Source organism: Celeribacter marinus, assembly GCF_001308265.1.
Classification (GTDB): domain Bacteria; phylum Pseudomonadota; class Alphaproteobacteria; order Rhodobacterales; family Rhodobacteraceae; genus Celeribacter; species Celeribacter marinus.
The window spans coordinates 2,266,204-2,291,132 of record NZ_CP012023.1 but is presented as its reverse complement, the minus strand read 5'-3'; the positions used below and the strand labels follow the sequence as shown (position 1 = coordinate 2,291,132).

Below are 24,929 nucleotides of genomic sequence, written 5' to 3'. Positions count from 1 at the left end.
TCAGTCTCCGAACGCGATGGTCATGCCGTCATAGGCAGGGGTGACATGATCGGGGGTCTCGCGATCTAGCGTCTCATAGTCGAGGTCGATGTGCATGTTGGTGATGATTGCCCGTGATGGCCGTAGGCGCTCAATCCACTCCAATGTGCGGGCCACATGCGCGTGCGATGAGTGCGGCGTATACCGTAGCGCGTCGATCACGAAATGCTCCAACCCCGCCAAAAGCGCAAAACTGTCCTCTGAAATATCCGACACGTCCGGCACATAGGCTAGATCGCCGATGCGAAACCCGAGCGCCGTAATCCGTCCGTGTTGCACGGGGATCGGAGTAAGCGTAATTGGACCGCCCGGACCGTCGATTGTAACAGGGCCGCGTATTGCATGCAGATCAAGGATCGGCGGATAGTCCGAGCCATGCGGCTGTACAAAGGCGTAGCCAAAGCGCGAGATCAGGTCGTTCTCTGTTTCACTGTCCGCCCAGACCTTGATCCGGTCTTTCATCAAAAAAGCGACTTGGCGCAGATCGTCCAGCCCGTGGACGTGATCGGCATGGGGGTGGGTATAAATGACCCCGTCAAGACGTGCCACCTCGGCTTGCAAAAGCTGTGCACGCATGTCGGGCGAGGTGTCTATCAATACGGTTGTGGTGCCGTTTGGCCCTGTGCGCTCAACCAGTGCCGAACAGCGTTGGCGGCGGTTTTTGGGGTTACTTGGATCGCATGCCCCCCAAAGCCCGCCGATGCGCGGCACGCCCCCCGATGAGCCACAGCCCAATATGGTAAAGCGCAGGCTCATAGGCGCGCCTTGGTGAACAGGCGGTCAAAATTGGCTTCGGTCTGTGTCGCGAGGTCGGCTAATTCCATCCCAAACGTTTCGGCCGCTTTGGCGGCGGTGTGCGCTACATAAGACGGCTCGTTGCGGCGACCGCGATGGGGCGGGGGGGCCAGATAGGGACTGTCAGTTTCCACCAAAATACGGTCGCGAGGCACGGCGCGGAAAATCTCGCGCAGCTCCTCGGATTTCGGGAATGTGGTGATACCCGACATCGACAGGTAAAACCCCAGATCAAGCGCGGCCTGACCCAGTTCGCGCGACGAGGAAAAACAATGCATGACGCAGGTATAGGCGCCCGCGTTGTGCTCTTCGGTCAAAATCCGCGCCATGTCGTCATCGGCTGCGCGGGCGTGAATGATCAGCGGCAAGCCCGTTTGACGGGCCGCTTCGATATGAAGTCTGAGGCTCTCTTGTTGCTTTTGCGCACTCTCGGCGGTGTAGTGATAATCCAGACCCGTCTCGCCGATGCCCACAAACTTGGGATGCTTGGCGAGTGTCAAAAGCGCGTCGAGGGTCGCCATAGGCTCGTCCGCCACCGACATCGGATGCGTGCCTGCGGCCCAAAATACCGGCGCGTATTGCTCTGATATCGCACGTACCTGATCCGCGTTTTTGAGCTTGGTGCAGATTGTCACCATGCGTTTGACACCCGCGTCCAACGCGCGTTGCACAACGGCGTCACGCTCGGTGTCAAAATCTGGAAAATCGAGATGGCAATGGCTGTCAGTGAGGGTCGGGAGCATGGGTTTAAAGCGCCTGTTGGTCTTGGGCGTCTGTGCGGGCCTCTACGGGGCGGCCACGCGCGACGCCGTGTCGTTGATCTCGAATATCATATCAAGGATCAGCGCGGCGGGGTCAAGGTTGACGGCCTTTGCGTGGGCGGCGCGTGCCGATAAGGTCTGTTGCAAAACTGCCCATGCTTTGGCCGCTTGGCCCTCGGGGGCCAGTCGCACCATCAACGCGGCCTCGCCGTTTGCCGCCTCCACAAGGGGTGGGCGTCCCGCGCCAGAGCGCGCCAAGCGAATGAGGAATTTATCCATGAGGCCAACCACCAAATCGTAGCGCGCCACATTGGCCGCTCCGACACAGCTTTCGGCGAGTTTGAGGGCGCGTGGGCGCTCGAACTGGGGCATTTTGGAAAACAGCGCGATGAGTTCCGCGTAGGTCTCTATCCCGTCTTGATTGGTCAATCGCAACGCCTCTCCCACTGAGCCGCCCGCCAATTCGGCAAGCGCGTCAGTGCGATCTGCGGCATCAAACCCCGCCGCGTCAAGGGCTTGTGCGAGATTTTCGGGATCAAGTGGGCCAAGGCGCAATTCGCGGCACCGGCTTCGGATGGTGGGCAACAAGCGCGAGGGCTGATGGGACACGAGCAAAAGAAACGCATCTTTTGGCGGCTCTTCGAGCGTTTTTAACAACGCATTGGCCGCCGAAACGTTCAGTTCGTCGGCGGCATCGACAATCACCACGCGCCGTCCGCCGTCTGCTGCGGACATGTGGAAAAATGAATTCAGCTTGCGCACTTCGTCGACCGAAATTTGGGCGGCATGTTTGCCTTTTTTGGCGTCCCACGCGCGGCGCACAAGGCACAGACGCGGCTCGGCCAATTGCGCGGAGCGCCGATATACGGGGGTGTCGTAACCGATCTGCAATGTGTCGGCGTTTGGTCGGGCAATCGCGTCCCCGAACATGCCGCCATCATGGCCCGCATCAATGGGACGATCCAACAAGAACCGCGCAATGCGCCACGCCAAGGTGGCTTTGCCAACGCCCTTCGGTCCCGTGATGAGCCACGCATGGTGCAAGCGGTCCGCGTTGAACGCATCCAGAAAATCGGTCTCTGCTGCCGTTTGTCCAAACAAGTGCAAGGTCTCGCGCGGATGCGGCGCGCCGGCGGTGCGGTCGGCCTCGGGAGGCAGTTCCATGTCGCCCACGGGCGCTCTCATGCGTGGGCCTGTGTGCGGTGCTTGGCGAGGCGTGCGGTGACAACCTGCGCCACGTCTGCGGCGATTGCATCAATGGAACGCCCCGCATCGATCAGGGCAAAGCGCGGATGAACAGCGGCCAGTTCCAGAAATGCGGCGCGCACTTTGATTTGAAAATCAGCCCCGAAATCCTCAAACCGCTCTTCTGCGGTCTGGCGCGATTTGGCCCGTGACAGTCCTATGGTCGGGTCCATGTCGAACAACAAGGTCAAGTCGGGCTCAACGCCAATCATCGCCTCATGCAACAAATTCACCTTATCTTGGAGATCGCCGCGTGTGACACCTTGGAATACGCGTGTGCTATCGGCAAAACGGTCGCAAATTACGACATGTCCGGCTGCCAATGCGGGGCGGATTGTCTTTTCCAGATGGTCGCGCCGCGCTGCGGTGAAGAGCAAAATCTCCGTCTCGGCAGACCAACGATCCGGATCGCCCTCAAGCACAAGTGTCCGAATTTCTTCGGCACCCTTTGAGCCGCCCGGTTCGCGGGTCAATACAACCTTGATGCCCTGCGCCTCAAGCATCGCCGCCAAAAGACGGGCTTGTGTGGATTTTCCAGACCCGTCGATGCCTTCAAGTGTAATGAACATGTCGGATTATTGCTCGGCCGAAACGGCCTGTCCTTCGAGTTTGCGGCGCAAAACCGTGGCGGCCGTGCGCAGGCGCGGGCCGATACCGCCGCGCTCCACGGTGCGATCCGCGACAAGGGGCAAGCGGGCCTCGGGGAGATCGTCGCGTTCAATCACCAACTCGGCAAGCATATCGCCTTGTTGAAATGGTGCCTCAAGTGGGCCTGTATAGACGACATGGGCCGTCAATCCATCCAGTTGCGATCCGGGCAACAACAAGCTCATGGCGCGCGGTGCGACCAGTCCAACGTCACTTTCGCTGCCCATCCAAACCGGCGCACGGGCAAATTCGTGGCCCTCATCGGCTATGGGTTTTTCGACGAATTGACGAAAGGCCCAGTTCACAACCCGCTCTGCCTCTTGGGCGCGCTCGGCTTCGGAGTCGAGCCCAGTGATGACGAACACAATGCGGCGCGTCCCTTGGGTCGCTGATCCAACAAGGCCGTATCCCGCCTCTTGGGTGTGGCCCGTCTTTAGACCGTCTGCGCCAATGCCAAGCCTTAAAAGCGGGTTGCGGTTGTTCTTGTTTTGCGGTGCGCGGTTGTCATAGGGGAATTCGCGCTGACCAAAGTAGCCGTAATACTCGGGAAACTCGGTAATCAGACGTGTGGCCAAAACGCCCAGATCTTCCATTGACATGCGCTGCGCGGGGTTCGGCCACCCGCTTGCATTGGCAAAGGTCGAGTTGGTCATGCCGATTTCTTTGGCGCGGTCATTCATCAAGCGGGCGAAATTATCCTCGGTCCCTGCAAGGCCTTCCGCGACGGTCACACAGGCGTCATTGCCTGACAGCACGATGATCCCTTGGATCAACTCCTCAACCGTGGGGCGGTCAGTCTCGTTGAGAAACATGGTGGAGCCGCCCATTTCCTTGGCTCGTGTCGACACCGAAAACTGTGTATCAAGGGTGACGCGCCCGTCACGCAGGGCCTCGAACAACATGTTCATTGTCATCAATTTGGACATCGATGCTGGGGGCAGGGGCGTTTGCGCCTCTTTTGACATCAAAACCGTCTGCGTCGACAGGTCATAGACCCATGCCGCCCGCGCACGGGTTTCAAACGCCGTTGCCGCAGTCGCACAGGCGAGCGCAAACGTTGTGGTTATGAGGATCAGGCGAGGTAGGCGGGCGAAAAAGCGCAACATCGGGCAGTTTGTCCTTTGCTTGGGCCGTATGGGGCAAGGGCGCGCCGCCGAGTGGCAGCGCGTGTTCACCGTATTAGTGCGTGACGGCATAGGCGTCTGTGAAGCCCGCTTTCTTCACATTTGTGAGAAGCGTTCTGCGTTCAGTCGCATTTGTGGCGGGGCCGACAACAACGCGCCAGAATGATTTGCCCGCACTTTCGCCCGTCTTGATTGTCGCCACGAGGCCTTGGCTGGCCAGCATTTCCTTGGTGCGATTGGCGTTCTCTTGAACAGAGAAAATACCGATCTGGATGTAGGATTTATCCAGCGACGATGTGGGCTTTGGCGCGGCGGCGGGTTTGGGGCGCGGTGCAGTTGGTGCCGCGATCGGCGCGGTTGGCGTCATCGCTGGGGCGTCAAGCGCATCAAGGACCGCCGCGGCATCCGCAATCGGGTCAAGTGGCGTAGCCGCAATCGCATCTGGCGCATCAATCATATCGACCTGAGGCGCGGGGGGCGCTACGGCAACTTCCTCGCGGCGCAGTGCCGTGACGTTCAATTCAACCGGAGATCCCGCCAACATGCCAAGGGCCTCGGCGGCGTCAGATGACACCTGAACCTCGGGGCCAGGTGATGTCGCTTCGCGTTTGAACAGCGCGCCGATGACGAACTTGCCGTTTTTGGTGTTGCGAATGATCACACGTTCGGGGTCCGTGACGGATGAATGTGCGACCCAAACCCCACCAAGTGAGGGGCGTCCGTCCCACAGGCCTTTGTCCGTGACTTGGAACACATCGGGGGCTTCGACATCGCGCTCGACCAGTTTGGCGGACGTTGCGGCGGTTGGGGGCGTATTTGCGTCTGTCGACGCCTTAGGCTTCATCGTGTCAAAAAAGCCTGACATCTGCCCGCCTTCGCACGCGGTGAGTGCAACCGTTCCTGCGAGCAAAAGCGCTATTTTGCGCGCTGTGCCCGTTTTTGTTCCCATGGTTTTGCCCATAGTTGCCATGTGCGTGTGCCCCTTGATCCCGTTTCGCGCGTTCGGCGCGTTATAATTGCTCGTCGCCGTTTTGGGCAGGTATGCACGGCACATCCTACACCCAACATGGGCTTTGCGCGTACTCTAACCACATGGCGGGGCTGAGGAAAGCCCCGCAACGGCCAATGCGCGAAATTCAGCAGGTCGTCGTTTGGGGGCGCGGTGAAATGAGTTCAACAAACAATGCAAGATGGGCTTTTAGAATCGCAATGAGGCCGCTAAACCCCATCTCGTCGGAGGCTTGGCAGAGTGGTCGAATGCACCGGTCTTGAAAACCGACGGGCGTGAAAGCGTCCCCAGGGTTCGAATCCCTGAGCCTCCGCCATTAAATCAACTTAAGTAATTGATTTTAAATGGAATGTGAAAATCACTTCCCCCTTTATTTCCCCCTCTTGATTGCGGCTGCCAACGGATCAAAGCGGATCGCGCCGGCCGATGCAGATGTGGCGAACGATCTGTCTTCTTTAGCTCTAGCCTCCGCAAAACGACTGTCCATTAACGTGAAAAACTCAATACCGTGTAAAACAGGAGACACCCAGCAAGAGTGTACCCAAAAGAGACAGCGGTCAGGTGCGTCAATATATTACATGAGTGTTATAATATAACATTTAGTTGGCAGGTGTGGGCGCCTTGTGATAGCCGCGCGCATACCCGCGCGGTGCCGTGTCGGCGCGTGTGTGATCGCCTCACCACAGCCAAGCTAGCCATACGCGCAGACGACAGATCTCTGCTGCTGCATTGCGTTGGTCCGCCACATGTCATCGTGACCGACAAACTGCGATCTTACGGCGCTGCGATGAAAGTCGTTGGCAACGCGGACAAACAGGAAACTGGCCGCTGGCTCAACAATCGGGCGGAGAATTCACATCAGCCATTCCGACGAAGAGAACGGGCAATGATCCGCTTTAGGCGCATGCGAACCTTGCAGAAATTCGTCTCCGTCCACTCTTCGGTCCACAATCATTTCAACCAGGAACGCCACCTCTACAGCCGAGAAAACTTCAAGCTTAACCGCGCTGCCGCTCTCGCTGAGTGGCGTCAGTTGGGCATGGCATAAAGGGCAGCTTCATTGCCCTTGCAGAGACTGGTTCGCATTCGTCTGACAGCACCATTTGACCGGCTTTGTTGCACAAACCCGCTTGAGGACGGGCCTCCCCTTACCCCGGACGGATTTAGCCTACGGCCACGGTACGGGGTATGCCAAGAGCTGTGAAACCGTTGAGGATAGCGGCGCGGATTTGGATCTCTGCGACCTGACGATCTCGCCGCGTCCCGGGTCTGTCTGGAACCGCATTCCACAAGCCAGGCGGGACGATCTGATTGAGTTCGCGCTGGAACATGAGGCTCTGACCACGCGGGAACTGGCGGTCAAATACACCGATGAGAAGCGGTATTTTATATCTGAATCATCGGCATACCGCATTCTGAAAGCAGCCGACCTGATCACGGCACCCGATTATGTGGTGATCAAGGCCGCTGATGAGTTCACGGACAAAACCACGGCCATCAACCAGATGTGGCAGACCGACTTTACCTACTTCAAGATCATCGGCTGGGGTTGGTATTACCTCAGCACGATCCTTGATGATTACAGCCGCTACATCATCGCATGGAAGCTTTGCACAAACATGCGAGCTGATGACGTCACCGCCACGATCAAGCTCGCTTTGACGGCATCCGGCTGCGACCAGGCTGTCGTGCGCCACAAGCCACGTCTGCTCAGTGACAATAGATCGTGCTATATCTCGGGTGATCTGGCGGAATGGCTGGAGGATCATAAAATGACGCATGTCCGCGGCGCACCGTTTCACCCGCAAACGCAGGGCAAGATCGAGCGCTGGCATCAGACGATGAAAAACCGGGTGCTGTTAGAAAATTACTATCTGCCTGGCGATCTCGAACGTCAGATCGGGGCCTTCGTCGATTACTACAACAACCAGCGCTACCACGAGAGTTTGAACAACGTCACACCAGCCGATGTCTACTTCGGACGGGACAAAGTCATTCTAAGGGAAAGGGAGACAATCAAGAAACAAACAATCCGCCAACGCCGCTTGCAACATCAAAAACAAGCTGCATAATCAATCACACAAACGTACCAGAGCCTCCAAAACTCAAACCGCTCTGATGTCCCATTTTATTTGACGACGGACACTGTGTTCAACAAAACCATCGAAGGCGCAGGGCAGCGGCATCAACGCCACCTGTTCGGCGGCCCAAACATCGGCAATACTGCCGAGCACTCCGCCATGCGGGATATCATGCCACATCTCCATGCAACGCTGCTCTAGCCAATCATTCAGCGCATCGAGATTGGGAAGCTCGGGCATAGGCTGCCAAAACCTATGGCGAGCATCCCGGACATTCTTCTCAACCTGGCCCTTCTCCCATCCAGCCGCCGGGTTGCAGAACTCTGGTCCGAACACATAGTGGTTCGTCATGGCCAGAAAGCGCATGTTGATTTGACGCTCTTTGCCGCGCCCGACACGGTCAACGGCGGTGCGCATGTTGTCATAGATGCCACGTTCAGGCACGCCGCCAAAGACACGAAACCCATGCCAATGTGCGTCAAACAGCATCTCATGGGTTTGGAGCAAATAGGCGCGGATCAAGAATGCGCGGCTATGCGATAGCTTGATATGGGCCACTTGCAGTTTGGTGCGTTCACCGGCCAGAACCGCAAAGTCCTCGCTCCAATCGAATTGGAACGCCTCTCCAGGACGGAAAGTCAGAGGCACAAAGGTTCCGCGCCCTGTTGTCTGCTGCTCACGCTGCCGATCGGCCCGCCAATCACGAGCAAATGCGGCCACACGACCGTAGGACCCAGTGAAACCCAGATTCACCAAATCTTCATAAAGCTGCTTCGATGTTCGCCGCTGCTTGCGCGACTTGCCCGCCTCCGTCTTTAGCCATCCGGTCAGTTTGTCAGCAAAAGGATCAAGCTTGCTTTGCCGCTCTGGCGTCGTGAACTGCGGCTCAATCGTGCCCGCGTTCAGATTCTTCGTGATCGTATTGCGCGACAAACCGGTGCGGCGCGAAATCTCCAGGATCGATAGCTTCTCGCGCAAAGACATGCGCCGAATTATGTTCAAAAGTCCCATGTGTATCACTCCATTGCTCCCCGTGGCGCAGCGCGCTGGGGGAAGGGTCACATGGCTCAATTCTCAGTGGAAATTATTCGCTAAACCGGCTCACTTCTAAGTGGAAATCAACAGTCATTTTGCCTAAAAGCATCAATCTGTAGGGGACCTCGTTGGAAGGAATTGATATGAAACAGGCATCGGATGATGCAAGCGGCTACCTGCTTGGGATCGACGTGGGGACAGGCAGTGCCCGCGCAGGGTTGTTCACGACCGATGGGCGAATGGTTGGAACCGATACCTGTGCCATTTCTATCCACCGGGACGGCGACAGCGTAGAACAATCCAGCGAGGAGATATGGCAGGCGGTCGTCACATCCGTGCGCGGTGTGATTGCGCATGCGGAGGTCACGCCGCGGGCCGTGAAAGGCATCGGTTTTGACGCGACTTGTTCGCTGGTCGTGCTCGGACCTGATGGCGCACCGCTGCCCGTGGGGGACCCAAACCATCCAGAGCGGAACATCATGGTCTGGATGGACCACCGGGCGCTGGACCAGTCTGAACGTATCAACGCGACGGGCCACCGTGTCCTCGATTATGTCGGTGGACGTATTTCTCCCGAGATGGAAACGCCCAAGTTGCTGTGGTTGAAGGAAAACCGCCCCAACATCTATGCCGGGGCCTGGCAATTCTTGGACCTGACTGACTACCTGACGTGGCGGGCAACAGGAGATCTTGCCCGCTCGATCTGCACGGTGACCTGTAAGTGGACTTACATGGGACACGAGAACAGTTGGGACGCGGACTATTTCCACACTATCGGCTTGGGTGATCTGGCGAACGAAGGCTTTCAGCGGATCGGTACTAATATTGTGCCCGCGGGGACCCGGCTTGCGAACGGTCTGTCTGTACAGGCTGCCCGCGACTTTGGACTGACAGCCGGAACGCCAGTGGCGGCCGGCTTGATCGACGCACATGCAGGAGGTGTCGGGTCTGTTGGTGCTGAAGGTGGCAGAGGTGCGGTCGACAATCTGGCCTACGTTTTCGGAACCTCCTCGTGCACGATGACCAGCACGACAGAGCCTCTTTTCGTGCCGGGTGTTTGGGGGCCGTATTTTTCGGCTATGGTGCCTGGGCTGTGGTTGAACGAAGGCGGGCAATCCGCCGCCGGCGCTGCCATTGATCAATTGCTAAATTTTCATCCTCATTCAACAGAGGCCAGCGCCGCCGCTACACTCGAGGGCATGACATTGCCGACTTGGTTGGCGAACCGGGCCGAGGAACAGCTCGCAGGGGATCGTGATACCTCCAGCCTTGCGGGAAAGATCCATGTTGTACCAGAGTTTTTAGGAAATCGTGCACCTTTTGCAGATCCTGAAACTCGGGCCGTTATTGCCGGTCTGGGCATGGCGCGCGATCTCGACAGCCTTGTCTCACTTTACATCGCGGGACTTTGTGGGATCGGTTATGGGTTGCGCCAGATCATCGCGGCGCAACACAAAGAAGGCGCGCATGTCGAAAGGATCATCATCAGTGGTGGTGCCGGCCGGAGCGGGCTGGTTCGCCAACTGCTGGCCGACGCGACGGGTATCGAATTGACGGCACCTGGAACTGAGGAGCCTGTTATGCTAGGAGCTGCGATCCTTGGAAGTGTGGCCGCAGGGGTGCATCCGGATGTTTCAGTTGCCATGGCCAAGATGTCGTCGCTATCGAAAAAGTTTGCGCCACAAAGCGGTGCAGTGAGTGCCCGGCACGATGCGCGGTTCGCGATCTTTGAACAGCTCCAGTCAATTGCTAGACAAGCTGCGCTACTGTCGTGAAACTGTCCATCGGATAGATATGTGCGACGGAATCCTTTCATCAGGGGCGGCGTGTCGCGCCACTTCACGTACACTTTCGGAGTGGATGGCGAGGGTCTACCTTGCCGGGACTCTGCGAGTGCTTTTCCTCAGGATCAGTCGCCCGGTCACTAGAACCTTCATCGATGGCTGGCTATTACCGTTGATGATCATATCGTCAAGCAGGCGCACAGCCATCGCACCGATTTGCTGTTTGGGCACATCGACCGTCGATAGGCTTGGAGATAGCAGGCTGCTCATCGGTAGGTTGTCGAACCCGTAAACCGAGACGTCAGCGGGAATGGCGTATCCAAGCTCTTGCAGGGCGCGCATCATCCCGAAAGCGACGATGTCATTCACGCAAAAATATGCGTCTGCGATGCTATCCTGCGCTTCAAGATGCATTTTTGCTTGCTTATAAGCGCCATCCCGCGTCGCAGCGACCGAGATACTGTCTTGATTGCACACTTTTATATCAAGTTTGTCGCAAGCGCGATGGAAGGCGTCTTCACGCAGGCGAAAGTTCGTGACGTCAGAATTACTGCCAACGAAACCGACACGCGCAAACCCCGCATCCTTTATGTGGCAGATGACGGCAAAGACTGTCTGGTCGTTATCCATATCCACGAAATTTGCGTTCAATTGCGGATAGAAGGTGTCGACAAAGACAATATGCTCGCCGCATCCAGCAAGGATTTGGATATCGTTTTCTGACAACTCCGTGCCAAGTATGATTGCGCCGTGCAGGTTCCGCAGATCACTAGATGACAGCAGTCCAGATAGATCTGCGTCGTTGTAGGTTACGACTTCTAGCGCGTAGTCGCGACGCGTCGCTTCCATCGACATGCCGTCAATGTAATCCGAGATGAAGTGGTTGTGGTCACGGTTCACGGTTTCGCCATGCTTCGAAATCTTGATGAAGCGAAGCGTACGTGTTGTCCCGGGCTTAGATTTAGAGGCGCGAGGTGTGTAGTTCAGCTTGGACGCAGCTTCTAGTACGCGGTCGCGTGTTGCTTTTGGGATGTCCCCCTTTGCATTCAGTACCAAAGACGCCGTCGAAGCGGAGACCCCGGCAGACTCTGCGACCTGTCGCAGGGTCACTGGCTTTGTGTCGATCTTGTCCATTATTAAATCCGCCGCTTCGGGTGAGGATACATAATATAGCAATCCGCCCTTGATCCAAGGGCGCACTGCTGATGGCCCCCAGAAACTTGTTGCACGGTGCAAAACGAACTGCTAGTAATTTACTAAATTAAGTACAGTTTTACTAAAGTCTCGGGAGGAGCGGTGGTGAAACGCGACGCAAACTTACTGGTGCTTTGCGCCTTGATAGTGGTCCTACTGAGCCTTGGTGGGGCCGTTTCGGGCGGCACTTACCTATCAATGTTCAATCTGCAATCGATGGCGACCCAAGTGCCTGAAATTGGCCTGCTTGCTATTGGCGTCATGCTGGCTATGTGCGCCGGAAACGGCGGTATTGACCTGTCGGGTATTGCCAATGCAAACATGTCTGGTGTCGCGTCCGGTATTTTTGCACTGTCCCTTTTCGATGCCTACCAATCCCCAATGCTTTTCACCGTGACCTTCGCGGTCGGCTGCATGGTTGTTGGCCTAATGGGGGGTATTTTGAATGGCATCATCATCTCGCGATTTGGCATCACGCCCATCCTAGGCACCCTTGGGACGCAAATGCTATTCACAGGGCTTGCAGTGGTTCTGTCCGATGGCCGATCCGTGACCATCGGTGCGCCGGATCCGCTGTACGCGCTTGGGAACGGCCTCATTTTTGGGGTTCCGACAAGCTTTCTAATATTCATCTTAATTGGAATCGTGCTGGGGCTGATTTTACGGTTCACGCCCTATGGTCTGCGTCTAATGTTGACTGGCGCAAATCCTAAGGCCGCAATTTACAGTGGTTTTCCCAGCGGGCGGATTATCATGACGACTTATGCGATCTCTGGCTTACTGGCCGGTATTGCGGGGATCATCATCGCTGCGCGCAATGTGAACGTGAAATGGGATTACGGCACGTCCTACCTTCTTGTCGCCATCCTGATTGCCGTGATGGCCGGCGTGCGGCCAGAGGGCGGTTACGGGCGTGTTGTCAACGTCGTTCTGTCGGCCATTGTGCTGCAACTTTTGTCCAGTCTGTTGAACTTCATCGGGCTGTCCAATTTCGTTCGAGATTTGGCTTGGGGCGCATTGCTTTTGTGCTTCCTGGCCGTGGCACGCTTTGACCTGATTAATCAGGTCATGGTGTTCCGACCTTCGCGGCGTATCCCTCACGCCACGAAGTAAAGGGAGGATGAGGGATTTCTGGTTAGGAGTTAGAAAATGAAGAACGCACGTCACGTATTAAATACAGGCCTAAAGGTTGCACTCGTCACGACCGTCATGGGCGTAGCTGGGCAGGCGGCTTGGGCGCAGGACGGAAAGACTATAACGACCGTGGTTAAGATCAGCGGTATTCCATGGTTTGATCGCATGGAAACCGGCGTCGATCTATACGCGCAAGAGCACCCTGAGCTGAACATCAGTCAAGTCGGGCCGGCAACGGCCGACTCTGCCCAGCAACTTCAAATCATTCAGGACTTAATCGCCAAGGGTACAGATGCGCTTGCTGTAGTTCCGATGGATCCGACCATTCTTGAGGGGCTACTAAAGCGTGCCATGGATCGCGGCACGATCGTCGTGACGCACGAGGCTGATAACCAGGTCAACACGATGGCCGACGTCGAAGCCTTTGATAACGCAGAATACGGTGCGGCGTTGAATGCGCGACTAGCCGAATGCATGGATCAACAAGGCAAGTGGACCACGTTTGTTGGCTCGCTGGGCAGTCGTACGCACATGCAGTGGGTCGGCGCGGGTGAAGAAAACGCCAGCCAATATCCCGGAATGGAACTTGTCGATGCGAACAACGAATCCTTTGATGATGCCAACGGCACCTATGAAAAGGCAAAGGAAATTCTGCGCAAGCATCCTGACATAAAGGGCTTTCAAACCTCTGCTGGAAACGACGTTCTCGGTGTTGGTCGTGCGATCGAGGAAGCCGGTCTGACGGGCAAGGTTTGTCTGGTTGGTACCGGTCTGCCGAACCCTTCGGCTGCTTACCTAGATAGCGGAGCAATCACAGCCATTGGTTTTTGGGATCCCCAGAAAGCAGGTATGGCGATGAACGAAGTCGCACGGATTCTGCTGGACGGCGGCGAGCTCACCGATGGCATGGATCTGGGCGTCGAAGGCTATAATGCCGTTTCCGTCCGTCAGGGTGCGGGCGAGGGTAAGCTGGTCGTCGGCAACGGAATGGTGATCGTCGATAAGGATACCTACAAAGAGCGCCTTTTCTAAAGGCTATCCAATAAAACGGACCGGTCGGTCCGGACTGAGCAATGTATTGCGTCGGTCCGACCGGTTTACCTGCGCCCATTGGCGCACACGACAGCCGCTCCGGAGCTTTGCGCCATGACTGAACAATCTACCAATACCACTCCCTTTCTCGAACTTCGTGGAATTCATAAGCGGTTCGGGGGTGTTCATGCCCTGTCCGGCGTAGATCTGACAATCCAAGAGGGCAAAGCCTATCATCTACTTGGCGAAAACGGCTGCGGCAAAAGCACTGTCATCAAGATCATGTCGGGCGCGCACGCACCTTCCGAAGGCGACATCTTCCTCGACGGCAAGCAAATCGCTCATCTGACACCGATGGCGGCCTTGGAGGCCGGGATAGAGACCGTCTATCAAGACCTGTCCTTGCTGCCGAACCTCTCTGTGGCTGAGAATGTGGCATTAGGCGAACAGCTTGTTGCGGGAAAAGGGCGCCTGCTACGTATGCTGGATCGCAAGCGGATCGAGACCACTGCGGTAAAGGCATTGCGCCAGGTCGGCCTTGATCCGGATAAGGCGTTGCTGGGTCGTATTGTATCTGACCTGCCGCTGGCAATCCGCCAACGTGTCGCCATCGCGCGCGCCATCGCCGCCGAGGCGCGCCTTGTAATCATGGACGAACCAACGACGTCACTAACACGTCACGAGGTCGAGGCATTGATCGAAGTGGTGGGGCGCTTGTTGAATAACAACGTGGCTGTACTGTTCGTGACTCATAAGCTGGAAGAATGTTACCGGATTGGCGGCGAGGCGATCGTCTTTCGCGATGGCCTGAGCGTCGCGCAGGGGCCATTGGAAAACTATAGTCGCAGTCAGTTAGCAGAACTGATGACAGGACGTTCCATCGATTCAGTACGTTATCGCACGGGGACCCCTGACGATACGGTCTTAATAGAGGCGAAAAACCTGAATGCTGGTCACAGCTTCCGTGAGATTAGCTTTAGCCTGAAGCACGGCGAAATCCTTGGCATCACTGGTCTGTCCGATTCTGGCCGCAACGAACTGGCGCTGGCGCTGGCTGGGCATATTCCGATCCAAAGCGGGACGGTAACGCTGGAAGGTGAGCAGATCCGCGTAGGGTCGCCCGCAGAGGCGATCGCGCATGGCATCGGTTATGTACCCGAAGATCGCTTGGCCGAGGGCCTATTCATCGAAAAATCGATCTATGAAAACGAGGTGCCGCTGATCCTTGACCGGATCTCGCGCAAGTCCGGCATGATCGACGACAAGAAGGGCCGCGCCGCAGCCCGCGAAATTTCGGCCGGCATGAAGCTGAACACCGTAGACATCGACCTGCCGGTTGGGGCGCTGTCAGGTGGCAACCAGCAGCGGGTCTTAATCGGCCGTTGGCTTAGTATTAATCCACGTCTTCTGATTCTGCATGGGCCAACTGTTGGTGTCGACGTTGGCTCTAAAGAGACGATTTTTCATGCGATTCAAGAGATGGCGCAGCGCGGTATTGGGCTGTTGATTATTTCTGACGATCTGCCCGAACTTCTTCAGAATTGCGACCGGATCCTTGTGATGAACGCAGGACGCATCGTTGAGGATCTTGTTGCGGCTCAGGTTGACGAGGATCGCATCTATCAATCCATGCTCGCAAACCAGCGCGAGGCAGCAGAATGACGGTGGTGCAGACAATGACCGACAAGAACCAAAAGACTCCTAAACTTGATGCGCAGGTCACCGTTTCGAAAAGTCCATTCGTCTTCTTGCAACGCTACCCAGAGTCGGCGAGCCTTTTGTTACTGGTGATCATCTGCGTCGCAGTCGCGGTCATCAATCCTTCGTTTTTGCAGGCTTCGTCCCTGATCGACATGGGGCGCGCCAGCGTGGTGACGGGTCTTTTCGCATTAGGTGTATTCACTGTTCTAGCAGCAGGGGGGATCGATGTGTCCTTCCCCGCCATCGGAGCGCTTGCAATGTACGGCATTAGCAAACTGGTCCTCGACGTATTTCCGGATATGCCTATGGCACTGATCATCGTCTTATCGGTGCTTGTTGGGACAGTTCTGGGTGCCATCAACGGAGTTTTGGTCCATGGCCTGAAAGCTCCCGCGCTGATCGTCACCATCGGTACTCAATATTTCTATCGCGGCATCCTTCTTGTTTGTATTGGGACGGTCTGGCTGATGGAATTGCCTTCACAAATGGTAGCCTTCGGCAAATGGTCACTCATCGACATCACGGCGAACAGCGGGGTGACCGTCAGCCTGCCAGTCTACTTCCTTAGTTTCCCACTGGCCGCCTTTCTTACATGGTTCGTGTTCAACCGGACACTAATGGGCCGTGCAATCTTCGCCGTCGGCGGCAATGCGCAGGTCGCGAGTCGCCTCGGTTATAATCTGCGGACGGTCAATGTCTTTGCCTTCGCGTTTGCTGGTGCTTTGGCCGGCATGGCCGGTGTCATTCAGGCCAGCGCCAACCGCATGGCTAACCCCTTCGATTTCGCAGGCACTGAGATCGGCGTTATCGCCGCCGTCATACTAGGCGGCGCACGGATTACAGGGGGCACGGGGTCAGTTCTGGGCACCGTAATCGGTGTTTTCCTCGTGACAGTGGTGAACAACGTGCTGGTCCTCGTTGGCATCCCAAGCACATGGCAGCGGGTCGTCGTTGGTGCCTTCATCCTGATGGCAGCCGCCTTTTTTGTCCTGCGGGACCGCAAAATAAAATACTGATACCGGAGAAACCAATGAAAAAATTTATCAATAATCCTGAAAATTTCGTCGACGAAATGCTGGAAGGCATCTATCTCGCGCACCCCGAAGTAACCCACGTCGGTGAAGACCTGCACTGCTACGTCCGCACGACTCCGGTAAAGGGCAAGGTCGCCATTGTAACAGGTGGCGGTTCGGGCCACTTGCCCCTGTTTCTGGGGTACGTTGGCGACAACATGCTTGACGGTGCAGGGGTCGGGGGCGTTTTCCAATCCCCGTCGTCGGAACAGGTGCTGGAGGTGACCCGCTACGTTGATCAGGGCGCGGGCGTCCTTTATCTTTATGGGAATTATAGCGGCGATCTAATGAACTTTGACATGGCGGGCGAACTGGCCGACCTCGAAGGGATCGAAACCGCCACGGTAGTGGGTCGTGATGATGTTGCGTCGTCCGTCGTCGGCGAAGAGCATAAGCGTCGTGGTGTGGCTGGTATTGTCTTTCTATACAAAGTGGCAGGAGCCGCCGCCTCCGCAATGAAGCCTTTGGCTGAGGTCGTGCGCCTGACAGAGAAAGCCAGCGCACGTACCCGCACCATCGGTGTGGCGCTCTCGCCATGCATTGTGCCCGAGGTGGGTAAGCCCAGCTTCGAAATCGGCGCGGACGAGATGGAGATCGGCATGGGTATCCACGGTGAGCCGGGTATCACGCGAAAAAAGCTGACCCCGGCCGATGCATTGGTCGATGAGATGATGGAGCGCGTCCTTGCCGAGCAATCCTATGATACGGAAAAAGACGTTGCTGTCTTGATCAACGGCCTTGGTGCAACGCCGTTGGAGGAGCTTTACGTCATCTACCGCCGTACGGCGCAGGTGCTGGAAAAGGCAGGTGCGAACATCCGTCACGTCTTTATCGGTGAATATGCGACATCAATGGAAATGGCCGGTGCCTCGATTTCTGTCCTGCAGTTGGATGACGAATTGGAGCCGCTGATCGCCGTCGGAGCCAACACACCGTTCTTTAAACACATCGCGCGTTAAGAGAGGCACCATGGATACCCTAACAGCAAAAGATATCCCGGGCATGTTTGCCCGGTTTGCAACTGTCTTTGCCGAGCAGAAAGAGGCGCTGATCGCCTTAGACGGCAAGGTCGGCGACAGCGATCTTGGCCTGACAATGGCTAAGGGATTTGCCGCGGCAAGCGCCGCGGTCGCCGATCTGAATGACGCTCCGATCGAAAAGCAGTTGAAAACTGCTGGGGCAGCCATCGCCCGCGCCGCGCCGTCTACAATGGGCACCCTGATGGCCACGGGATTCATGCGCGGATCGGTTGCAGCCAAGGATCAAGACGCGCTTGGCACATTAGAACTGGCCCATTTCTGGACTGCTTTTTGTGAAGGTGTTGCCCAACGTGGGCGGGCCCAGGTCGGCGACAAGACCGTTTTGGATGTGCTTCATCCGATCGCCGACACCATGACCGCGCAGGCAGAAGCCGGCATTCCCTTGTCTGCCGCTCTGACGGCAGCTCACACACGGGCGGTGACGGCCTTGGAAGAGGGCAAGGATCTTGTGGCGCAGCGTGGCAAGGCCGCAGCATTTCAAGAAAAGACTCGCGGCATTCAAGACGCGGGCAGCACGGTGGCGGTCATTCTGATCGACACGATGGCACAATTCGTAAATGGCGATGCGGCGCAAGCCGTTTGATCTTGGCGTCTGAAGGGAAGAACTAACAATGGAATATCGCACGCTTGGGCGCACTGGCCTAAAGGTCTCAACGCTGGCCATGGGCACGTTTTCCTTCGGGGGCCGGGGTCCATTCGGTGCCATCGCCAGTCAGGACGTGCCAGATGCTGCTCGCTTAATCGACTGCTGTACCGATCACGGCGTCAATCTTATCGACACGGCAAACATGTATTCGACCGGCCTATCCGAAGAGATTGTGGGCGAGGTTCTTGCAGATCGTAGTCCCGACCTTCTGATTTCATCCAAAGCGCGGATGCGGATCGGCGATGGTCCCAATGACGAAGGCGCTAGCCGCTGGCATCTTATCCGCGAATGCGAACGCTCGCTGAAGCGTTTGCGGCGCGATCATATTGATATTTATCACATTCACGAATGGGATGGTCAGACGCCTGTCGAAGAGACGATGGAAGCTCTTGATACCTTGATCCGTCAGGGAAAAATCCGCTACGCTGGGTGCTCGAATTACACCGGATGGCAGATCATGAAGTCCCTGATGGCGTCAGAGCGATGTAATTTTCAACGATTCGTGACCCAGCAGATTCATTATACGCTCGAAGCACGCGAAGCGGAATATGAGTTGCTTCCGCTTTCGGTTGATCAGGGGGTTGGTGTAACGGTATGGAGTCCATTGGCCGCGGGATTGCTGAGTGGCAAGCACACACGTAAGCAGCCCGTTGCCCCGGAAAGCCGTCAGGACCGGGGCTGGAGCGAACCGCCAATCCGTGACTACGATCGACTTTGGAACATCGTCGATGTGTTGACCGATATCGCAATCGCCCACGAGGTTGAAGCTGCGCAAGTGGCACTCGCCTGGACTTTGACACGCCCCGCTGTGGCCTCTTTGATCGTCGGCGGCACATCGGTAGCACAGTTCCAGAATAACTTTCGTGCAGTTTCGCTCACACTCTCCGCCGATGATCTGAGCCGGTTAGATGCTGTCAGCCGGCCAGCTCAGGTTTACCCTCTCTGGCATCAGCAGCAGTTTGCATCACCACGCTTCGGAACAGCTGAGCTAGCTCTAGCATCTTCTTCAACCTGAGGATTTTTATTTTACAGCGGGGAGGAGGTCCTTGCGTGCGCGCGCAAGGCTCGCCCTGCTAGCTGGCTGTGTTACTTGTAGGCTATCTCTTTACTGTGAAGCCCCCAATTTGACGGGGCCGTATCTTTTTTTGCCGCCGTGGGCGATGAAGTTCGTCCCTGTTTCCGAACAGTTTGATTATTGACCCTATGCGGCCATTTTCCAAGTCATATCTTCAAATGCCTGTTTTGGGGTTTTGTATCCTACGCCTGAATGGCGGCGCGGCAGTGGGCCAAGGGGAGAGTGATTACCTCTTGATTATCTCTCGATTACCTCAAGATGGCAAAAAAAGCCCTTTAAATTCAATGTGATTACCTTGATTACCTTGATTACCTGTATTTTCCAGTTGCCGCAGCGGCGGTACTACTCTTCTCTTATTTCTTCTTCTTTTATCCCAAAAATAGAAATCAGAGGTAATCAGGTAATCATACTGTTTTTAAACGATTTTTCAGGTAATATGGAGGTAATATGGAGGTAATATGGAGGTAATATCGAGGTAATCAGAGGTAATCATTGGCAACGAACTGAGCCACCGCGGCGGGTGGCCCAGCAGGCGCGGTGGGGCTTATTCCTTCAGGAGAAGGCACTTGACCGACTTCCGGTCTGATGTGAGCCGAACTTTAACTTCGCCATCCCTACTGGCGAGGGCAAGAACGTTCTTCGCCTTTTTCACGAACGTCATGCGCTCCGACTGGTCGTAATTGTCGGCCAGCCAATCTTCGAACAGTTTGCGCGGGCGAATTAACCCGACGCCACCATTGGTCAGGTTTATGACATCAGGACTGAAATCGTGGTCCTTGTTAAGCATCGCTTCGCGGAAGGCGTCCGCGATCTGGTATAGGCTTTCAGACACTCGCCCCAGCTGCTTGCCGATCCCCCGGCTGGCATGAAACGCTGTCACAGCTGCATCTGCAACAGTGACGGCCCCGCTGCTGCCTAACTTGCGGTATTCTTCGACGTGCTGATTGAGGGTTAGGGCTATCCAGTTCCGCAGGTTTACCGCGTAGGCCGACTTGTTTGCAGCAAAGACTGGGCGATCATCAATCCGACCGGAGTTCTCGATGAAGCTCATCCGGTTCGCAAACTGGTCCTCGACCCCGTGGGAGGTCACAAGGCTGGCCACGTTTTCCGCGCTCATGAACAGCTTTGTGTAGATCGCCGCCCGTTGGCGCAGTTGGTTCTTGGGCGACAACTCGATCTCGTTCTGAAGCTGCTTCAGCTCGGATTTAACCGACTTGAACTCGTCCACAAGCAAGACAATCGCCCGCTTGAAGTTGTCGGCGCTCAAGCCCACGGGCTGGCCCTCCATCACTTTCTCGATTTCCTTTGTTGATGTTTCAACCACCACCCCAAGGTCCTTGAGAAGACCCGTAAACAGGCCTTTACCGAAGTCAGAGTCGGCTTGCCACCAAAGGTAGGCCTTCTTGCGATCCCCTGCAAAACGCGTGTCAATGATGAATTTTAGCACCTGATCAACGTCAGGCCAGTGAGTACGAAAGTCATCTATGTAGAGCATTTCGATTGGTCCGGTCATCCACGGTATGTGGGGTAGGACAATCTGGGCGTCATTTTCGCGCAATACGAATACCTCATGAGTCGCAAACATATCCACGGCCCATGCAATCATATCTCGCTGCCGATACAGGAGGATGTGATCCATGACTGGTGCACGAATGGCTGCCCTCAGGCACTTTTCCACCGCTTTCTGATCCTTAGGTATGACTTGCGACACCCACTCGTTGACGTCATCTGGATCGATTGGCGAGCCGAATGTAGCCAGCAAGAACTTCCAGCCTTCAGATTGAGTGAATTTGACCAAGTGACCCTCTCGGTTAAGAAAGTGAAGCTTCGATTGAGACGCGGACCAGAACGACCGACCTATCATCTTCCCGACGCGCTCGGCATCAACGGCAATGGCGTCGACTTTGATTCCGACTTCTGCCAAAACGGCTTTCAGGCCGTCTTTGATACGCTTAGCAATCCGATCGGCGTCCTTTGTTGTTTTGGCGTCCAGATGGGCTTCTGCTGCGCGGTTTTCGGGGTGCCTCGGCTCACTCTTCCCTGCGGTCAGACCACTCTTGATCGTGGGGTGGATCTCGCGAGCCTCCAAGCCCATCTGCAATGCCGCCTGTTTTAACGCGGCCACCGCTTCGTCCTCGTCCAAGTGACCGCCACCGACAATCTGGCCCATGCGGAAGGCGGCTGTATTGAGCGCGTTGTTTCGGTCGCCTTCGGGCGTTCTGACCAGTTCAGCGGTCTCGTTTGACAGAGCGGTTTCCCCCCAACCACGAGCGGCAGAGGCTACCATCATTGGCGCGGCCCGTTGTGAAAGCTTGCGTTGTTCGCCGTATTCAGCGGCGACCCAATCAAGGAAATCGTCCAACCCCGCTTGGGTGATCTCAGGCAACAAATCATCAACTCCACCCACAAACGTGTCCCACGGCTTCAGGTCTCTCCATTTGTAGGGTTGGCCAGTGTCTGGGTGAATTCCGAAGGCCACGATTTGCTGGCCGTTGCCAAGCACTTCGAGCTTCTCTTGCTTGCCATTGGGCGCTTTGCCAGTCGGCTTGAGCGTGACGTCGCGTTTCTTGATGTCGAGACCACGATAGAACAGCGCCGTCTTGGGGGGGTGCCCGACGCGCTCTAGCGTGGCGCCGAAACGCCGCATGGCTTCCGTTACGATAGCCGCGCTCACGTCCTCGCAATAGGCGTCCACATCCAGAGCCACGATACCCTGACCCGTGACAATTCCAATGCCGCTGTCTGGCCGAAAGTCCTCCGAGGTGAACTCGCGTTCTGTCCAACCAGTGTGGGCGGGCCGTTTTTGCTTGGGCAGAATTGGCACAATGCGCCAGCCGCCTTCAATCATCGCTTTGGCTTTGTCGATTGCGGTCTCGGCTGACGATTGATCTTTCATGCTTCGCCCCCAATTCGATCAGGCAGGGCCGAGAGGATGGCCGTCACGGACGACCCTGACCGGCATCCTAGCCTTGCACAGGAGCGGATGAGGCTGTCTTTGGTCGTCACATACACGCGCCCTCGCCAAACGCCCCGGTGCAAAGGGTCAGCCGTGCGATATTGGATGATCCACTGAGCGCGATCCTTACATAGGATGACGCGCCAGCGTGGCGCGAGCCGTACGATCACCGAACGATAACTATCGTCTTTTTCACGGTGTGAGGGGACGCCCGCCGCAGTCGCAAAGCGGTTATCCTGCTCGGGTTGCGCTTGCCCGCGCACCGGAGTTTTTATTTGCCGGCCACTCATATCAAGTGACCTTGGTTTCGCGACTGGCCAGCCAGTTCTCGATGTCCGAGCGTCGCCAGCCGACGGCACGCACACCAAGCTTCACCGGTGCAGGAAAGTCTCCGCGCTTGATTGCGGCATACAGGGAAGTGTTCCCAATGCCGATGAGTGCGAGAACGCGCGGTTTGCGCAGAATTTCGTTGGTCATATCCGTATCCTTTGACGTTCAAATATCGTCTCTGGACATTGTCGGATTTCTTTTCAGTTATTCAGGTTCAGAATTTCGTCTTTTCTGAACCACTGGTGGTGGCTCACGGCCGACCGCAGCCTTGCTTGTGGCTTTTGCTCTTCTAATGTACGTCCTTAAAGTGTCTAGATTATTGCCGCACTCATTGGGATAGCGGTCCAAGAAAATCCCAAGTGCATGGTATTCGGCACATCCAAGTTCTAACTGAATCTCCCGGACCATTCCGAGGATGCCCAGCTCTTTGGCTTGCTGTGCAATTGTACGCTTATTTCCTCTCCGCTTTTTCTTGCCTTCCAGTCGATCCGCAATGAATTCCCTGGCCTCCCGCGTTTTTAGGGTTCCAACCGAGCGTATCAGATCTGCTAAAGTGGTAGGGTTCCCGTCCTGTGCATCGGTGAGCGCGCAATATTCTACTTCGTTGGCAGCCCACCAATCGAGAAAAGTTGGGTATTCATCCCGTTTCATCCGACTTCTCCCATCTTTACCACGTTGCTAGCTACAGCTTTACCGCGCAGGAAATCAGCCCAATCTGCCATCATCGCGCGCCGACGGTCCAGCATGTCAGAACGCTGATAGGCCCGCTCCACTTCCGAGCCGATGAAGTGCGCCAAGGCCATTTCTGCCATTTCGCGGGGGTGGCCACGCTCCGCTGCCCATTGCCGGAAGGTCGAGCGTAAACCGTGCGGCACGGCTGGGCGCTTGTTCTTGGGGTCGAGCCAGCCAGCACGACCTGCCTTAACTTCGGTTTCCTGCATCCGCCGCATAACGGCTGAAATGCTCATGTCGGACAATGCCCCACCACGCGGGGCGAAGAAAACGAATGGGCTATCCTCCAGCCGAGGGAGCGACTCTAGCAGCGCCACCGCCTCTTTCGTCAATGGGACGCGATGCTCACGCCCGTTCTTCATTCGCGAAGCGGGGATCGTCCAAGCCCCGCTAGGCTGTGTGTCGGCTTTGCTTTGTAGCCCAAAGTCGACCTCGTCCCACGTCATGCCCCGCACTTCGCCCGAGCGGGCAGCAGTAAGGGTGAGGAACTCCAAAGCCCGGGCAGCCATGCCGTCGCGCTGAGCCAGATCAGACCACCAGCCCGCGACATCGGTCAACGCCAAAGCGGGTTGATTTTCGGACTTCGCCACTTTCGCGGCCTTGGGAAGGAGTTCTGATAGATTGCCCTTCCATCGGGCAGGATTTGGCCCTTCGCGATGCCCGGCCACCGTTGCCCAAGACAGCACGTTTTCAATGCGCCCGCGCAGCCGCGAGGCGGTTTCCGTCTTGTCTGACCAGATCGGTTGCACGGCACGCAGCACATCGGAGACGCCGACTGAGCGCACAGGCATATCCCCCAGCACAGGGCGGGCGTATGTGTCGAGCGTCGCGCGCCACTGCTTGCGATGTTTGTCGTTCCTAAACTCATCCAGCTTTACGGAAAGGTAGCGGTCGACCGCGTCCGCGAAGGAAAGCGTTTCGCGCGCCTTCCGACGTTCGGCTAGGGGGTCGCCACCGCTATAGGCTAGCTGCTTGTTGGCGAGTGCTGCCTTGCGCGCATCTGCCAGCCCGACGATGGGGAAGCCACCGAGGCCAATCTCTCGTCGCTTGCCATGAATGGTCACGCGCTGAATCCAAAAGCGCCCGCCGTTAGGATCCACGCGCAAGAATAGGCCGGTGCCTGCGCCGTCGTGATACTTGCCGGGCTTGGCAGTTTTCACCTTGGCCACTGTCAGCCCGCCGCCTTTGGCTTCGACCGTATCGTCCCCCATTTGAGCTTCCCCCTTTTCTTCCCCCAATGCATCGCGACTTTCACCGTACTGCAGCGAATGACGGCGAACAAGAGAAAGCTTTAAAGTGATTGTTTTCAAAATGTTGCGGATGTTGCCGATGCGTTGCGAATGTAACGCTGGCGGTCTGAGCCTCCGCCATTTGATTTTTGTTGAAACCCACTCAAATTAAAGACTGCGGTTCCATTGTGGTCCTCTCTTGGCGTTGCAACAGCAGCCCCTCCAGTGTCACTGCTGCTTTAGGTCCATATTGACGCGCTCGCGGC

General features: G+C 56.4%; 19 protein-coding genes, 1 tRNA gene and 3 pseudogenes. 11 read left to right on the top strand and 12 right to left on the bottom strand.

Going from position 1 to position 24,929, the window contains the following annotated elements:
• The 6 genes from IMCC12053_RS11445 to IMCC12053_RS11420 all read right to left on the bottom strand — a co-directional run bounded on the left by IMCC12053_RS11445 (window position 1) and on the right by IMCC12053_RS11420 (window position 5,582).
• On the bottom strand, window positions 1–795 hold the full coding sequence (locus IMCC12053_RS11445) for an MBL fold metallo-hydrolase (protein ID WP_062219172.1): 795 nt from the start codon (window positions 793–795) through the stop codon (window positions 1–3).
• Window positions 792–1,577 carry a TatD family hydrolase gene (locus IMCC12053_RS11440; RefSeq protein WP_062219170.1) on the bottom strand — a complete coding sequence of 262 codons (786 nt, stop codon included), beginning with the start codon at window positions 1,575–1,577 and terminating at the stop codon, window positions 792–794. Before IMCC12053_RS11440 ends, IMCC12053_RS11445 begins: the two co-directional genes overlap by 4 nt.
• 42 nt (window positions 1,578–1,619) lie before the next feature.
• Window positions 1,620–2,780, bottom strand: a complete 1,161-nt coding sequence (locus tag IMCC12053_RS11435) for a DNA polymerase III subunit delta' (protein WP_082389085.1) — start codon at window positions 2,778–2,780, stop codon at window positions 1,620–1,622.
• Window positions 2,777–3,409 (bottom strand): dTMP kinase, encoded by a 633-nt coding sequence (gene tmk, locus IMCC12053_RS11430; RefSeq protein WP_062219168.1) that lies wholly within the window; start codon window positions 3,407–3,409, stop codon window positions 2,777–2,779. The genes IMCC12053_RS11435 and tmk overlap by 4 nt, the downstream gene beginning before the upstream one ends.
• Window positions 3,410–3,415: 6 nt before the next feature.
• Window positions 3,416–4,594, bottom strand: a complete 1,179-nt coding sequence (locus IMCC12053_RS11425; protein ID WP_082389084.1) for a D-alanyl-D-alanine carboxypeptidase family protein — start codon at window positions 4,592–4,594, stop codon at window positions 3,416–3,418.
• A gap of 73 nt (window positions 4,595–4,667) precedes the next feature.
• Complete coding sequence (locus IMCC12053_RS11420) at window positions 4,668–5,582, bottom strand: SPOR domain-containing protein (RefSeq protein WP_335337299.1); 915 nt, start codon at window positions 5,580–5,582, stop codon at window positions 4,668–4,670.
• A gap of 265 nt (window positions 5,583–5,847) precedes the next feature.
• On the opposite strand from IMCC12053_RS11420, the gene IMCC12053_RS11415 reads away from it, so the two are divergent.
• From IMCC12053_RS11415 to IMCC12053_RS11405, 3 genes and pseudogenes are all read left to right on the top strand, one after another.
• Window positions 5,848–5,937: transfer RNA gene (locus IMCC12053_RS11415), tRNA-Ser, on the top strand.
• Between the two features lie 420 nt (window positions 5,938–6,357).
• Window positions 6,358–6,669 (top strand): annotated as a pseudogene (locus IMCC12053_RS11410) (DDE-type integrase/transposase/recombinase); the annotation flags it as partial.
• Window positions 6,670–6,880: 211 nt separating this feature from the next.
• Window positions 6,881–7,693: pseudogene (locus IMCC12053_RS11405) on the top strand (transposase); the annotation flags it as partial.
• A 66-nt stretch (window positions 7,694–7,759) separates the two neighbouring features.
• Here the strand turns inward: IMCC12053_RS11405 and istA are convergent.
• Window positions 7,760–8,713: pseudogene (gene istA / locus IMCC12053_RS11400) on the bottom strand (IS21 family transposase); the annotation flags it as partial.
• 167 nt (window positions 8,714–8,880) lie between these two features.
• Between istA and IMCC12053_RS11395 the strand changes: the two are divergent.
• Window positions 8,881–10,512 carry an FGGY-family carbohydrate kinase gene (locus IMCC12053_RS11395; RefSeq protein WP_062219166.1) on the top strand — a complete coding sequence of 544 codons (1,632 nt, stop codon included), beginning with the start codon at window positions 8,881–8,883 and terminating at the stop codon, window positions 10,510–10,512.
• Window positions 10,513–10,608: 96 nt separating this feature from the next.
• Here the strand turns inward: IMCC12053_RS11395 and IMCC12053_RS11390 are convergent, their stop codons facing one another.
• A complete protein-coding gene (locus IMCC12053_RS11390; protein ID WP_062221240.1) occupies window positions 10,609–11,655 on the bottom strand; it encodes a LacI family DNA-binding transcriptional regulator in 1,047 nt (348 codons plus the stop codon).
• A gap of 165 nt (window positions 11,656–11,820) precedes the next feature.
• Here IMCC12053_RS11390 and IMCC12053_RS11385 point away from each other — a divergent pair, with 165 nt between their 5' ends.
• From IMCC12053_RS11385 to IMCC12053_RS11355, 7 genes are all read left to right on the top strand, one after another.
• Window positions 11,821–12,828 (top strand): ABC transporter permease, encoded by a 1,008-nt coding sequence (locus IMCC12053_RS11385; RefSeq protein WP_205623920.1) that lies wholly within the window; start codon window positions 11,821–11,823, stop codon window positions 12,826–12,828.
• Between the two features lie 36 nt (window positions 12,829–12,864).
• Window positions 12,865–13,881: a substrate-binding domain-containing protein gene (locus tag IMCC12053_RS11380; protein WP_062219162.1), complete on the top strand. Its 1,017-nt coding sequence runs from the start codon at window positions 12,865–12,867 to the stop codon at window positions 13,879–13,881.
• Window positions 13,882–13,995: 114 nt separating this feature from the next.
• Window positions 13,996–15,543, top strand: coding sequence for a sugar ABC transporter ATP-binding protein (locus IMCC12053_RS11375; RefSeq protein ID WP_062219160.1), 1,548 nt, complete (start codon window positions 13,996–13,998; stop codon window positions 15,541–15,543).
• A 14-nt stretch (window positions 15,544–15,557) separates the two neighbouring features.
• Window positions 15,558–16,598, top strand: a complete 1,041-nt coding sequence (locus IMCC12053_RS11370) for an ABC transporter permease (RefSeq protein ID WP_062221237.1) — start codon at window positions 15,558–15,560, stop codon at window positions 16,596–16,598.
• Between the two features lie 14 nt (window positions 16,599–16,612).
• A complete protein-coding gene (locus tag IMCC12053_RS11365; RefSeq protein ID WP_062219158.1) occupies window positions 16,613–17,614 on the top strand; it encodes a dihydroxyacetone kinase subunit DhaK in 1,002 nt (333 codons plus the stop codon).
• A 10-nt stretch (window positions 17,615–17,624) separates the two neighbouring features.
• Window positions 17,625–18,278 carry a dihydroxyacetone kinase family protein gene (locus IMCC12053_RS11360; RefSeq protein WP_062219156.1) on the top strand — a complete coding sequence of 218 codons (654 nt, stop codon included), beginning with the start codon at window positions 17,625–17,627 and terminating at the stop codon, window positions 18,276–18,278.
• 28 nt (window positions 18,279–18,306) lie between these two features.
• On the top strand, window positions 18,307–19,356 hold the full coding sequence (locus tag IMCC12053_RS11355; RefSeq protein ID WP_062219154.1) for an aldo/keto reductase: 1,050 nt from the start codon (window positions 18,307–18,309) through the stop codon (window positions 19,354–19,356).
• A gap of 604 nt (window positions 19,357–19,960) precedes the next feature.
• On the opposite strand, the gene IMCC12053_RS11350 is transcribed toward IMCC12053_RS11355, so the two are convergent.
• The 4 genes from IMCC12053_RS11350 to IMCC12053_RS11335 all read right to left on the bottom strand — a co-directional run bounded on the left by IMCC12053_RS11350 (window position 19,961) and on the right by IMCC12053_RS11335 (window position 24,744).
• A complete protein-coding gene (locus IMCC12053_RS11350) occupies window positions 19,961–22,312 on the bottom strand; it encodes a bifunctional DNA primase/polymerase (RefSeq protein ID WP_062219152.1) in 2,352 nt (783 codons plus the stop codon).
• Between the two features lie 351 nt (window positions 22,313–22,663).
• Window positions 22,664–22,849, bottom strand: a complete 186-nt coding sequence (locus tag IMCC12053_RS11345; RefSeq protein ID WP_062219150.1) for a helix-turn-helix transcriptional regulator — start codon at window positions 22,847–22,849, stop codon at window positions 22,664–22,666.
• 57 nt (window positions 22,850–22,906) lie between these two features.
• A complete protein-coding gene (locus IMCC12053_RS11340) occupies window positions 22,907–23,353 on the bottom strand; it encodes a hypothetical protein (protein WP_062219148.1) in 447 nt (148 codons plus the stop codon).
• Entirely contained in the window at window positions 23,350–24,744 is a 1,395-nt protein-coding gene (locus tag IMCC12053_RS11335; protein WP_236852419.1) for a tyrosine-type recombinase/integrase, read from the bottom strand. The genes IMCC12053_RS11340 and IMCC12053_RS11335 overlap by 4 nt, the downstream gene beginning before the upstream one ends.
• Window positions 24,745–24,929: the final 185 nt, after the last annotated feature.